The organism is Streptomyces radicis (genome assembly GCF_003626575.1).
GTDB classification, from domain to species: domain Bacteria; phylum Actinomycetota; class Actinomycetes; order Streptomycetales; family Streptomycetaceae; genus Streptomyces; species Streptomyces radicis.
The window spans coordinates 100,692-112,724 of sequence record NZ_RBDY01000021.1; the positions used below are offsets into that span (position 1 = coordinate 100,692).

The 12,033-nt window shown below is 73.4% G+C and carries 10 protein-coding genes; 3 read left to right on the plus strand and 7 right to left on the minus strand.

All coding sequences use genetic code 11. The annotated features are described in order from the left end of the window. Positions 1-104: 104 nt before the first annotated feature. From D7318_RS23230 to D7318_RS23250, 5 genes are all read right to left on the minus strand, one after another. A complete protein-coding gene (locus tag D7318_RS23230; RefSeq protein ID WP_120699122.1) occupies positions 105-2,075 on the minus strand; it encodes a primary-amine oxidase in 1,971 nt (656 codons plus the stop codon). Continuing rightward, the gene (locus D7318_RS23235) at positions 2,072-3,610 is read right to left on the minus strand and encodes a gamma-glutamyltransferase (protein WP_120699123.1); all 1,539 of its coding nucleotides are present in this window, start codon (positions 3,608-3,610) and stop codon (positions 2,072-2,074) included. The genes D7318_RS23230 and D7318_RS23235 overlap by 4 nt, the downstream gene beginning before the upstream one ends. A 1-nt stretch (position 3,611) precedes the next feature. Then, positions 3,612-4,712: an N-methyl-L-tryptophan oxidase gene (gene solA, locus D7318_RS23240; protein ID WP_120699124.1), complete on the minus strand. Its 1,101-nt coding sequence runs from the start codon at positions 4,710-4,712 to the stop codon at positions 3,612-3,614. Continuing rightward, positions 4,709-5,959, minus strand: a complete 1,251-nt coding sequence (locus D7318_RS23245) for an aminotransferase class V-fold PLP-dependent enzyme (RefSeq protein WP_120699125.1) — start codon at positions 5,957-5,959, stop codon at positions 4,709-4,711. Before D7318_RS23245 ends, solA begins: the two co-directional genes overlap by 4 nt. Before the next feature lie 186 nt (positions 5,960-6,145). Next, the gene (locus D7318_RS23250) at positions 6,146-6,883 is read right to left on the minus strand and encodes a GntR family transcriptional regulator (protein ID WP_120699126.1); all 738 of its coding nucleotides are present in this window, start codon (positions 6,881-6,883) and stop codon (positions 6,146-6,148) included. A 277-nt stretch (positions 6,884-7,160) separates the two neighbouring features. Here D7318_RS23250 and D7318_RS32970 point away from each other — a divergent pair, with 277 nt between their 5' ends. Beyond that, entirely contained in the window at positions 7,161-7,367 is a 207-nt protein-coding gene (locus tag D7318_RS32970; RefSeq protein WP_183091568.1) for a hypothetical protein, read from the plus strand. Between the two features lie 15 nt (positions 7,368-7,382). Here the strand turns inward: D7318_RS32970 and D7318_RS23255 are convergent, their stop codons facing one another. Beyond that, positions 7,383-8,030 carry a cysteine hydrolase family protein gene (locus tag D7318_RS23255; protein WP_120699127.1) on the minus strand — a complete coding sequence of 216 codons (648 nt, stop codon included), beginning with the start codon at positions 8,028-8,030 and terminating at the stop codon, positions 7,383-7,385. A 181-nt stretch (positions 8,031-8,211) separates the two neighbouring features. Here D7318_RS23255 and D7318_RS23260 point away from each other — a divergent pair, with 181 nt between their 5' ends. Beyond that, positions 8,212-8,946: a TetR/AcrR family transcriptional regulator gene (locus tag D7318_RS23260; protein ID WP_120699128.1), complete on the plus strand. Its 735-nt coding sequence runs from the start codon at positions 8,212-8,214 to the stop codon at positions 8,944-8,946. 39 nt (positions 8,947-8,985) lie between these two features. Here the strand turns inward: D7318_RS23260 and D7318_RS23265 are convergent, their stop codons facing one another. Continuing rightward, complete coding sequence (locus tag D7318_RS23265; protein ID WP_120699129.1) at positions 8,986-10,005, minus strand: zinc-binding dehydrogenase; 1,020 nt, start codon at positions 10,003-10,005, stop codon at positions 8,986-8,988. A 408-nt stretch (positions 10,006-10,413) separates the two neighbouring features. On the opposite strand from D7318_RS23265, the gene istA reads away from it, so the two are divergent. Further along, complete coding sequence (gene istA, locus D7318_RS23270; protein WP_183091567.1) at positions 10,414-11,925, plus strand: IS21 family transposase; 1,512 nt, start codon at positions 10,414-10,416, stop codon at positions 11,923-11,925. Positions 11,926-12,033 lie beyond the last annotated feature (108 nt).

A 12,033-nucleotide genomic window follows, 5' to 3' on the forward strand; every position in this document is an offset into this window, starting at 1 on the left:
CTCGCTTCCGACCACCGGATCAGGTATCCGATTTGAATGCTATTGGATCCAATACTTGCGTGTCGAGGGCCTCGCCGGGCACGCCGCCCGGGAGACGCAGGCCATCACGGGGGCGTTACCCGCGTGTTCCCGTGGCATGAGCAGGACGTCGCGCCCTCGGTGGCCGGTCCCGGCGCGGCGTGGCAGCGCTCCGACGGGGGCGACGGCGGGACGTCGAGCGACGGATTGCGGTCGAAGAACCCGTCGGGTTCGAGCCGCAGCCCGATGCGCTGCACGGGCATGATCGGCCAGTCCTCGGGGCGCGCGTAGTGGTGCGAGGCGATGACGGGCCACAGGACGAGCTGGGCACCGTCGAGGGGGCGGTCGGCGCGCTGCCACGCCGCGATGCCCTCCTCACCGAGCGGCGCCTGATTGGGGTACTCCCCCGCGATGAACCGCTCGGCCGGGTCGTACGCCGTCGCCCACAGGTGCTTCGCCACGAACGGCGCCTTGCGCTCGACGACGCTGCCGGGCCGCGCGAACAGGCGCGTGGTGTTCGGCAGCGCGAGCCGGAACGCGGTGGGGTCCCCGAACCGGTTGACGCGCTCCGCGCTCTCGACGCGCCAGTGCACGGCGCGCGACGGGTCGTTGACGCGGGCGGCGGCCCGCTCGGACGGGATGACGGTCGGCACCATGCGGCACGCGTTGCCGTAGGGGTTGAGCGCCTCGTCCTCCTCCGTCTCGGCGTGCACCTCGACAAGGCGGTTGAGCGGGCCGTCGACCGCCGTGTCCAGGCGGATCGCGAAGTAGTGCTGGTGCGTGGGCGCCTGGACGCCGGGGCCCACCAGGCGCCCGAACGGCGGCGGCGCGCCCTCGGCGACGCCCGACACCGAGAGGATCCCCGTGAGCTTGACCTCCAGCTCGATCGAGCCGTCCTGGTAGAGGGACCAGTAGAAGCCGTAGTCGTAGTTCGCGACCGTCGCGAAGAACGAGATGACGAGCCGCCGCGAGCGGCGCACATCGGCCTCGCCCGTCCGCGTGTTGACGTGCTTCCAGAGGACGGAGAAGTCCTCCTCGTGCAGGCAGACGCCGTTGCTGATCGTCTTCACCTCGCCGAGGCCGTCGAGCACGTGCGCGTCGAAGTAGTGGATCTCCCCCAGGCAGTCGCAGCCCAGCTCGAGCGACGCGGTGAGCGGTCCCGCGCCGTACTCGCCCCAGTCGAAGAAGTTCTTGCGATAGGCCGTCGGGTCGGAGTCGAGGTAGGGCACATACATCTCGTTGACGGCGGCGCGCCGCAGCACGGGCCGCACCGCGTCGCCGTCGCGATAGGTGAGCTCGTGCAGCACCAGCCCCTCGCGGTGGGTGAAGCCGACGCGGAACGACCAGTTCTGCCACGTGACCTCGTGCCCCTCCACGGTGAAGCCGGGGCCGGCGGGCTGGGTGATCTCCAACGGCGCGACCTCGCGGTCCGCGCCCCACGTGCCCGAGCGGTAGGCACCGGTCTCGCCCGGCACAGGAAGCACGCCGTGGTCCTCGACGCGGACGACGTCGAGCGTCTCGAGGTCCACGATGGGCACGAGGCCCGCGACCGGGCGCGCGTAGCCGTTGTCGTCCTCCGACTCGCGGTGCCACACGGTGCCCCAGCTGAGCCGCCTGTCCTTCAGGTCCTCGGGCTCGAAGCCCGTGATCGACTCCGGGTCGACCCACACCAGCGAGGTGTCGTGGATCCCGCGCCTGGCCAGGGCCTCCTTCAGCAGCGGGTGCTCGCGGGCCGCCCGCGCGACCAGGCGCGCCTCCTCGGACGAGACGCCGGGCCGCTTGGCGTCGACGGGCCGCCACGCCACCAGGGACGCGGGCCGGTCGGAACCGGCCGTCCACGCGGTGACCTCCCACGCCTCGTGCGCGTCGGGGTTCATGACGACGAGCCGCGCCGGGCGGCCCTGGCCCGGCGCGAGGCCGCGGGCGAGCCCCTCCTCGACGGCCATCCCCCAGAAGCGGGGACGGGCGCCGATGCGCTCGTCCCGCCGGACAAGGGCGACGACGCCGCCGATCTCCTCGGGGTCGAGCGGGTCGCTCCACCGACGTGTCGTGGTCATTTCTCCTCCTCGGGGTGGCGTACGCGGGGCGGGACGACGGCGCTCGCGCCGTCGGCACGGGGGTCGCTCGCCCCTTCGAGCGCGGGACCCGCGGGTCCCGTGCGCCGCCGCACGACCTGGACGTGGCCCGCGGCGTCGGCCCGGGCGGGGAGGCGGGCCACGGGCAGCCCCGCCGCCCGCGCCGCAGCGGTGACCTCGGCGCCGACCCCGGGCTCGGCGGCGAGGGTGAGCTCGGCGTGGCCGAGGTCGACGTCGCCGACCACCCAGCGCGGACGGGCCAGGATGTCGGCCAGCGGCCGGGCCGCGTCCGTCATCGCGGGGACGAGCTGGGCCAGGATCCAGGGCTGGGCCCGCCCGCCCTGGCAGCCCGCGACGACCGTGGTCGCGGCCGAGTGGACGATGACGGGACACAGCGTGTGCGGGGGCCGCGCCCCCGGCGCGAGGCGGGCGGGCGACGCGGGGTCGAGGCTGAACGCCGCGCCGCGGTTGTGCAGCACGACCCCGGTCCCGGGGTCGAGCAGCCCGGCGCCGAAGCTCTGGAAGACGCTCTGCACGATCGTGACGCCCCAACCGGCGTCGTCGGCCGCCGCCACCGCCACGGTGTCGCCCGCGGCGCGCGGCTCTGCCCGCCCCGCGGCGGGCGCCGCGTCGAGCCGCAGCAGGGCCTCGAGGTCGGCGCCGCCCGAGCGCGGGTCGCCCAGGTGCGCGGCCCTGGCGGCGACGCCGAGCAGGCTGGCCTCGAGCACGCGCGCGGGTGCGGGTTCGCCTCCCGCATGCGCCGCGGCGCGTGCGACGCCGATGAGCACGGGACCCACGGAGGGCGGCGGCGCGACGGACCAGGCGCCTCCGGCGACCTCGCGCGTCACCGCGGGGGACGTCTCGGGTCGGTAGTCGGCGAAGTCCGCGAGCGTGTGCGCGCCGCCCCGCGCGCGCAGCGTCCCGACCAACGCCCGCGCGGTGTCGCCCTCATAGGCGTCGCGCGGATCGGCGGCGAGCCGCCGCAGCGTCGCCCCGAGCGCGGGCTGGCGCAGCAGCGCCCCACGCGCCAGTGGCTCCCCGCCGGGCGCGAACACCGCGCGGAGGCCCGGGTCGGCCAGGACCGCGGCGCGGCGGGCGCGGAGCGCGCGTTCGAGGCCCGCGCTCACCGGGGTGCCGTCATCGGCCACGCCCGCGGCGTCGCCGAACGCCGCGCCGAGCGGCAAGCGGCTTCCCAGGCGGGCCAGTTCGAGCCATCCGGCGACGATCCCCGGCACGGTCACCGCGTGCGCGCCTTGGCGCGGCACGGCGGCCCACGTGGCCGACGCGCGGTCGATCGCGCGGGGCGCCGTGCCCGCCGCGACGACCGCGGTCGTCGCGCCATCGGGCGAGCGGACCAGGGCGACGAGGTCCCCGCCGAGCGCGCACTGGTGCGGGTAGACGACGGTGAGCATGACCGCGGCGGCGAGGGCGGCGTCGATCGCGTTGCCGCCCGCCGCGACGGCGCGCTCGCCCGCGGCGACGGCGTCGCGGTGCGGGGCGGCGAGGGCGAGGGCCATGTCAGAGCCCCCGCCGGGCCGTCGAGACGAAGTCCAGGTCGGGGCGCGGAACGCCGTCGCACAGGTCGGCGACCGCGTCGCCGAGGGCGGGCCCGAACTTGAAGCCGTGCCCCGAGCAGGCCGCCACGACCACGACCCCGGGGGCGTCGGCGAGCGGGCCGATGACGAAACGCCTGTCCTCCGTCATCGTGTAGAGGCACGCGACGGCCTCGACCGGCGTCGTGTCGAGGCCCGGCACACAGGAGGCGAGGAGCTCGCGCAGCTCCGCGATCTCCCGCGGGCTCGGCGGGGCGGGCGGCTCCTCGGGGTCCCAGCTGGGCCCCGCGTCGACGCCGATCTTCACGCCGTTCCCCAGGGCATCGGGAACGCCGAAGAGCAGGCCTTCGGGACGGTCGACGGAGAAGGCGCCGAGGCGCGGCGGCATCCCGACCGGCTGGCCCGCCCGCACGGTCACCGTGAGGATGCGCCACACCTCGAACAGGGGCGCGAGCGACGGCACGAGCGCGCCCGACCACGGACCGGCCGCGATCACCAGGCGGGCCGCCGTCAGCACTCCGTCGTCGGTCGCGACGCGGACGCCCGCGCCCTTCGGCTCCCAGCCGCGCACCCGCGCGCCGTGCCGCAGCTCCGCGCCGTGGGCGAGCGCCGCCCCGCGCAGCGCCGCGAGCGCGCTCGCGGCCTCGATGACACCGGCGCCGGGGTCGTGGACCGCCCGGTAGCCCTCGGGCACGGCGAGTCCCGGCATGCGGCGGGCCAGCTCGCCCCGGTCGTCGACGGCCACGCACCCGGGGCCCTGGAGCCGCGATGTGCCGCGGTGCGCGAAGAGCCCGCCCGTGCGGCGCACGAGCCGCTCGCCGGACTCCGCCTCGAGGGCGGCCCAGGCCGCGAACGCGCGGTCGACAAGGCCGTTCCACACGGGGTGGGGGTAGGCGCGGCGGATCATGCGGGTACGGCCGTGCGAGGACCCCCGGTGGTGTCCAGGCCCGAAGCGGTCGAGCGCGATCACGCGGCGCCCCCGGCGCGCCAGGCTCGCCGCGGCGGCGCTGCCGTGCACGCCAAGTCCGATGACGACGACGTCCGCGTCGTCGGGGCGCCCGGTCATCCGTGCGCCTCCCCGCCGCGCCCCGCGGCGACCGCCCGGACGGCGTCGACGAGCGCGCCGAGGTCGGCCTCGTCGTTGTAGACGTGGACCGACGCCCGGACGACCGAGGGCAGCGCCCGCGCGCCGAGGTCCCACTGGCCGTGCGTCGCGGGCACCGAGACGACGCGGACGTTCCTGGCGGCGAGCGCCTCCACCACCGCGCGGCACTCCACCCCGTCGACGACAAAGGTCACGATCGCGGACACGGCGCCCTCGGGGTCGGCGATCGTCACCCCCGGGATGTCCGCGAGCGCGGAGCGCAGCAGCCCGGCGCGTCCGCGCAGCCACCGCTCGGTGCGCTCGGGCGAGCGGGCGATGGCCTCGCGCAGCGCGGCCCCGAGGCCGAGGCGCGCGGCGACGGCGCTCTCCCACGACTCGAACCGCCGCGCGTCCTGGCTGAGCTCCCAGCCGGACGCCGACACCCAACGGGCCCCGCGCACATCGGGGGCGGTCGGCGTCATCCGCTCGAACAGCGACTCGCTGACATAGGCGAAGCCGGTGCCGCGAGGGCCGCGCAGGAACTTGCGGCCCGTCGTCACGAGCGCGTCGCAGCCGATGGCCCCCACGTCGACGTTCAGGTGCCCCACGGACTGCGTCGCGTCGAGGATGTAGGTGGCCCGGTGGCGCCTGGCGATCTCGCCGATGCCCTCGGCGGGCTCGACGAGCCCCGAGGACGTGGGGATGTGCGAGACCGTGAGGATCGAGGGCCGCTCGTCCGCGAGCAGCGCGTCGAGCGCGTCGAGGTCGACCCTCCTCCGGTGGTCGACGGGCGCGACGACCAGGTCGAGGCCGCGCTCCCTGGCCATCGTCATGAGGTGCAGCGCGTGGCTGACATAGGTCGTGCTCGACGCGATGACGCGCGCGCCGCGCCCCGGCCTGAGCGCGTCGAGGAGGACCCGCAGGCCCGTCGACGCGCTGTCGAACAGGGCGATCTCATGGGCCCCCACGCCGATGAGCTCGGCGGCCGCGGCGTAGACGTCCTCGGTCCGCTCGCGGGCCACCGCCGCGGCCTCGTAGCCGCCGTACCGCTCCTCGAGACGCAGATGGTCAACGACGGCAGCCATGACGCCGTGCGAGGGCAACGCGGAGCCCGCGGCGTTGAAGTGGTGCGACAGACCCGCGCCGACGGTGCGCGCGCGCTCGGCGGCGACATCTGTCTCCGTCCCCGTGCCTGGGGAGGTGACAGGTACCGCCTCGATCGAATCCATCTCTCATCACCCTTCCGTGGGGATCCAAAACTAACATGCTTGGATCCAACCTGGCCACGGAAGCATGCACGGAACGGGTGGGGCACCGAAGGACCGCACGGCGGCGGCGACGAGGACGGCGGGCCGCGGCCACGCCGGGCCCCGCCCGCCCGAGGGCGGGCGCCCACCCGAGCGTGCCGCGAGGCGTTACTGCGCTCCCGCTCCGCCGCGGAAGACCGTCGACGAGCGCTTCTCGTACCACTCGGCCAGCTGCTCGCCCGCCTTCACGACGTGCTCGCGCATCTCGGCCGCCGCGGCCTCGGCGTCCCCCGCGGCGAGGGCGGCCACGATGCGCTCGTGTTCGCGGAAGTTCTCGTCGCGATGGCGCGTGTCGCTGACGATGAGCTGGGCCGAGACATTGCGCGGAAAGGTCTCGTTGACGTCGTTGACGACCTTGGCGAGACGGGCGTTGCCCGAGATGTCGGCGATCAGGGTGTGGAAGCGGTCGTTGTCCCCCTGGCTGACCGGGAGGCCGACCGGCTCGCCCCTGCTCTCGGCGACGGAGTGGTCGTACATCTCCTGATTGACGCGGCGCAGCTCCTCCATCTGCTCGCCGGTGATCCGGCTGACCGCCCGCGCGGCGGCGAGCGCCTCGAGCTCCGCGCGCACCTCGTAGGCCTCGCGCACCTCCCAGGGCGCCGGGACCCGCACGACCGCGCCGCGATTGGGCAGCACCTCGATGAGGCCGCCGCTCTGCAACTGACGCAACGCCTCGCGCACCGGCGTCCTGCTGACGCCGAAGTCGGCGGCGAGCTCCGCCTGGCGCAGCTGGGCGCCGATGGCGATCTCGCCCGACATGATCCGACCGCGAATGCGGCCTGCGAGGTCGTCGACGAGCGCATGACCGTTCTTGGCCTCGACGTTCAGGCCAGCGGTGTCGGACATCCGCGGACTCGCTCCCTTCAACTCACCTGGAATCCAGCTGGAATCCATCCGGAATGGAACGGCGCACGGCGGCGGCTCCCGTGAGCGCGGAACTCCATCGCGGCGCGTGCAACCGCCAGGAAAGCCTAGCGAATCCGAAACGATCAGCCTTGGATCCAGCCAACCGGGGGCGGACCGGGGCACCGCCGAGACGCCCGTTCAACGCCTGGCTCACGCCCCCGAGACGCGGCGGGCGTCCAATTCTGTCGATCGACCGAAAGAAAAACCTCCGCGCGAGATGACCATGGCCGAACCCGCCTCACGACCGGACCCCGCCGCCCCACCGGCGGCCACCACGGCCACGACCCGGGCCGCCCGCGCGCAGGGGGGCGCCCGCGTCACCGACATGCCGACGGTGCCCGCGACCGACCACCCGAGCCCGCGGCCCGGCGTGCCCTCCAGCCTTCTGACCTGGGCCGAGACCATCTGCGCCCATGTGCCATGACGTCCTGAGGGCCGCTCAGGCGGGGCGCGCGGCGAGGTGGGTGCGGTCGGCCAGCGCGACCTCGGGGTTGGCGGGCGCGGTGGCCAACCAGCCGAGCACGTCGGCCTGTTCGACGAGCGCGTCCCTTTGCAGGTAGTGGATCGCCCGCAGCGCGGCGTCGTGGGCCTCCCGGGTGGAGCCCGCGACGCAGTCGGTGACCACCCGGACCCGGTAGTCGTGCTGGTGGGCGTCGACGGCGGTGTAGTGCACGCAGACGTCCGTCAGGCCGCCGATGAGGATCACCGTCCCCGCCTTGTACGCCTTGAGCACGATCTCCAACTCGGTGCCGAAGAAGGCCGAGTAACGGCGCTTGCGGATGTGGAACTCGTCGGGCCGCGGCCTGAGCCCCGCCGCGAGCTCCGTCTCGGGGCGCCCCTCGACGCAGTGCGGCCCCTCGGAGCCGTCGAGCTCGCGCCCGATGTCGACGAGGTTCGGCTTGTGCACCTCCTGGATCCACACGACGGGAACGCCCCGCTCCCGCGCGCGGTCGACGAGCCGGCGTTGCCGCGGCGCGCGTTCGCCGCGGCCCGGCATGTGCGGGATCCCGGTGCCGGGCGCGGGCACCTCCGCACCGCCGCCCTGGATGTCCACGACGATCAGCACGGCGTTGCCGACAACGTTCATGAGAAGGGGTCCTCTCGCTCGGGCCTGGTTCCTGTCACTGACAGGAACCTAACCCGGGGAGGCGAGGCCGAGAATGACCGGGGCGTAAATTCTGTCAACGACAGAAACCCGGGCGGCCTCTGGTACGGTGACCGCGCCGACGCGGTGCCCACGCGCCGTCGGCGACCCGGAGGGAGGGACCATGCCGCAGGCCGAGCAGGCCCCGGGCGCGCGCCGCGGCCCCGGACGCCCGCGCGCCGCCCCCAAGCGGCATAACGGTCTGAGCACGCGCGAGGAGATCCTCAAGGCGGCGTCGGCGCTGTTCGGCGCGCGCGGCTACGAGGCGACGAGCACGCGGCAGATCGCCGACTCCGTCGGCATCAAACAGGCGACCCTGTACTACCACTTCGCCGACAAGCGGGCGATCCTCGCCGCCCTGCTGTCCAGCACCGTCACGCCCGCGCTGGCCCTCGCGCGGTGGCTCGACGCGCGGGACCTCACGCCCGAGGTCAGGCTGTGCGCGCTCATCCGCCACGACCTGGACACCCTGCTGCGTGACCGGCTCGACCTCCATGTCCTCCACCGCCTGCCCGGGCTGGTCCCCGACGACTTCGCGCCCGCCCACGCGGCCCGGACGAGCCTGCGCGACACCTATCGCCGATTCGGCCGCGCGGTCCTCGACGCCCTGCACCCGCCCGACCGCGCGGACGCCCTGGCGCGCGACCTCGACCTCGTCTTCGCCCTGGTGGAGGCGGCCGTGTCGCAGCGCCAGTGGGGCGACGAGGGGAGCAGGCCCGCCTACGCCGCCTCCGTGGTGCGCGGCTCCCTGCGGCTCCTCGGGGTCGACGAGGCCCGCGTCCCCGCGATCGTCGCGTCCGCCGCCGAGGCGCTCGCCGCCTACCCCGACGCGGCCGGGGCAACGGACGAGGCACCGTAGCCGGACCGCGCGACGGGGTGTCAGGGGTACGCCGCCGACTCAGACGGTGAGCAGCACCTTGACGGCGCGGCGTTCGTCCATGGCCCGGTAGCCCTCGGCGGCGCGCTCCAACGGCAGGGTGAGGTCGAAGACCGTGCCCGGGTCGATCTCGCGGTCCCAGATCAGCCGGATCAGATCGGGCAGGAACCGCCGCACCGGGGCCGGGCCGCCGTGCAGGTGCACACCCGAGAAGAACAGCTCCATCCCCGGCAGGGAAACGCCGTGCCCCACGCCCACATAGCCGACGTGCCCGCCGGGGCGCGTGGAGCGGATGGCCTGCATCATCGACTCCTGCGTGCCGACCGCCTCGACCACGCAGGGGGCCCCGAGCCCGTCCGTGAGCTCCTTGACCCTGGCCACGCCCTCGTCGCCGCGCTCCCCCACGACGTCCGTCGCGCCGAAGGTCCGCGCCAGGGCCCGGCGGTCGGCGTGGCGGCTCATCGCGATGACCCGTTGGGCGCCGAGCCGCCCGGCCGCGAGGATCGCGAGCAGGCCGACCGCGCCGTCACCGACCACGACGACCGTCCTGCCGGGGCCCGCCCCCGCGGCCTCGGCGGCGAACCAGCCCGTGCCCAGCACATCCGAGGCCGCCAGGAGCGAAGGGATCAGGTCCTCGTCCGGCATGCCGGGGGTGGCGACCAGCGTGCCGTCCGCCAGCGGGACCCTGGCCAGCGGCGCCTGGGTGCCGAGCGAGCCCATGGGCACCCTGCGCACACAGTGCGACTGGTACCCGGCCCGGCAGATCTCGCACGTGTTGTCCGACGCCCAGAACGACCCGACCACGAAGTCGCCGACCTTCACCGTGCGCACATCGGCGCCGACCTCCTCGACGACGCCCACGTACTCATGACCCATCGGGGCGTCGTGGACCTCCTCGACGCCCCGGTACGGCCACAGGTCGGACCCGCAGATCGTGGTCGCGGAAACGCGGATGAGCGCGTCCGTGGGCTCGAGGATCGCCGGATCCCCACGCTCCTCGACACGGACATCGCCCGGGGCGTGCATCACAACTCCGCGCATGGGTGTCTCCTCCTGCTTCGTGCGGTGGTGGCCCGCGGCGACGGCTTCGTGATCGCCGGGCCCCTCACTATCCACGGGCGGAACGCTCACCCACGGCGCCCCGGGGGCGGCACCTCCCCCGCGTCACCCGCACGGGGTCAGCGGCGGCCCGCTCGGCCTTGCCGCGCTCATCCAGGTGTCCGCCACCCTCCCCGACAACCTCATCGCCTTCGAGTACCCGAACGTGTTTCTATCGGGGTGAATGGGAGCCAGTAGGGCGGGATGTTCGGGGCAGCTGGGTCGGGCGGTGAGGACGGGAGCCACCCCTGGGGTCGGGTATGTGACATGCCGCTGATGGCGTAATCGGTGCTTTGGACTGTTTGGCGGCTCACGCTGTGCTTGTTGATCACGGTCGTGTCAGGAGCCCGTGTGTACAGGTCGCGTGAGTGGATCTTTGAGCGGATCCGTCGGGATCGTCGGCTGGATCCGACGGTGTCGGGGCGGACCCTGGCTCAGCGGTACAAGGTGTCGCGGAATACGGTGGCGAAGGCTTTGGCCCATCCGGTGCCGGCGAAGCGGAAGAAGCCGCCGCCCAGGAAGAGCGTGCTGGAGCCGGTGAAGGGCTTCATCGACGCGATGTTGCGTGAGGACCTGTCGGCTCCGAAGAAGCAGAAGCACACGATCAGCAGGGTCCTGGAACGGCTCGCGGCCGAGCACGATTTCGAGTTGGCCGCGTACACCACGGTCCGGGACTACGTAGCAAAGCGCCGCCCGGAGCTGGTGTTGGAGGCGAAGCAGGGACGCCGTCATCTGGAGGGGACGGTCCCGCAGACCAAGCAGCCCGGCGAGGAGGCTGAGGTCGACTTCGCGGACGTGTGGCTGGACCTGGCGGGACAGCGTCGCAAGTGCGTGCTGTTCACGCTGCGGATGTCGTACTCCGGCAAGGCAGTGCACCGGGTCTATGCCACCGCCTCGCAGGAGGCGTTCTTCGAGGGCCATGTCGAGGCGTTCGAGGTGCTCGGCGGGGTGCCCACGGTCCACATCCGTTACGACAACCTCAAGCCTGCGGTCAAGCAGGTGTTGTTCGGGCGCTCGCGCACCGAGACGGCCCGGTGGGCCGCTTTCAAGTCGTGGTACGGCTTCTCGGCGCTCTATTGCACTCCCGGGGAGAAAGGCGCTCATGAGAAGGGCGGGGTCGAGCATGAGGGTGGCCGGTTCCGCCGCAAGCATCTGGTCCCTCCGCCCGCTGCCGAGTTGCTGGCGGAACTGAACGAGCGTCTGACCGCGATCGATCTGGCTGAGGATGCTCGGCATATCCATGGCCGTCCGACCTCGATCGGTTTCGATTTCGAGCAGGAACGCGAGCTTCTTCGCCCGCTGCCCGCTGACGGCTATGACTGCGGGATCGACCTGACACCGCAGGTCCAGCGCAATGGCAGGATCACCGTTCGCCAGAGCTACTACTCGGTGCCCGCCAAGTTCATCGGCACCAAGGTGCGAGTGAAGCTGCGGGCGAACGAGCTGTGGATCTACGACGGCCGCAGAGTCGTGGCCCGTCACCCCAGACTGACGCGTCGTTACTCCGCTCACGACATCCTCGACCATTACCTGGAGATCCTGCTTGTCCGCCCCGGAGCGTTCGCCGGCGCCTCGGCCCTCGCCCAGGCGAGGGCCGAGGGCACCTTTACCAAGACTCACGAGGCGTTCTGGGTGGCGGCCAAGGCCAAATGCGGGGACCGCGAGGGCACCCGGCTGTTGATCGAAGTGCTGTTGCTGCACCGGCAGTTGCCCGCCGAAGCCGTCGTCGCCGGAATGACAACTGTCCTCACGGTCGGTGCCATGAGTCCCGACCTGGTGGCCATCGAGGCTCGCAAAGCCATGGAGCACACCGGTCACGCCGACGTTGAGGGCGCCGATGACGCTAGCCTCGATCTTTCGTGACGGTCCGTCGGTTTGCCCGCCGGGCCGTTTCGGTTGTTCGGGTTGGTGGCGGGCAGGGTGATGGCCCGGTTGTCGCGTCGGGTGGGCGCCGGGTTCCACGGCTCCGGT

What these genes read in the sequence shown, in the direction of transcription:
- D7318_RS23230 (WP_120699122.1), bottom strand. Translation starts at nt 2,075, where the DNA reads ATGACCACGACACGTCGGTGGAGCGACCCGCTCGACCCCGAGGAGATC.
- D7318_RS23235 (WP_120699123.1), bottom strand. Translation starts at nt 3,610, where the DNA reads ATGGCCCTCGCCCTCGCCGCCCCGCACCGCGACGCCGTCGCCGCGGGC.
- solA (WP_120699124.1), bottom strand. Translation starts at nt 4,712, where the DNA reads ATGACCGGGCGCCCCGACGACGCGGACGTCGTCGTCATCGGACTTGGC.
- D7318_RS23245 (WP_120699125.1), bottom strand. Translation starts at nt 5,959, where the DNA reads ATGGATTCGATCGAGGCGGTACCTGTCACCTCCCCAGGCACGGGGACG.
- D7318_RS23250 (WP_120699126.1), bottom strand. Translation starts at nt 6,883, where the DNA reads ATGTCCGACACCGCTGGCCTGAACGTCGAGGCCAAGAACGGTCATGCG.
- D7318_RS32970 (WP_183091568.1), top strand. Translation starts at nt 7,161, where the DNA reads ATGACCATGGCCGAACCCGCCTCACGACCGGACCCCGCCGCCCCACCG.
- D7318_RS23255 (WP_120699127.1), bottom strand. Translation starts at nt 8,030, where the DNA reads ATGAACGTTGTCGGCAACGCCGTGCTGATCGTCGTGGACATCCAGGGC.
- D7318_RS23260 (WP_120699128.1), top strand. Translation starts at nt 8,212, where the DNA reads ATGCCGCAGGCCGAGCAGGCCCCGGGCGCGCGCCGCGGCCCCGGACGC.
- D7318_RS23265 (WP_120699129.1), bottom strand. Translation starts at nt 10,005, where the DNA reads ATGCGCGGAGTTGTGATGCACGCCCCGGGCGATGTCCGTGTCGAGGAG.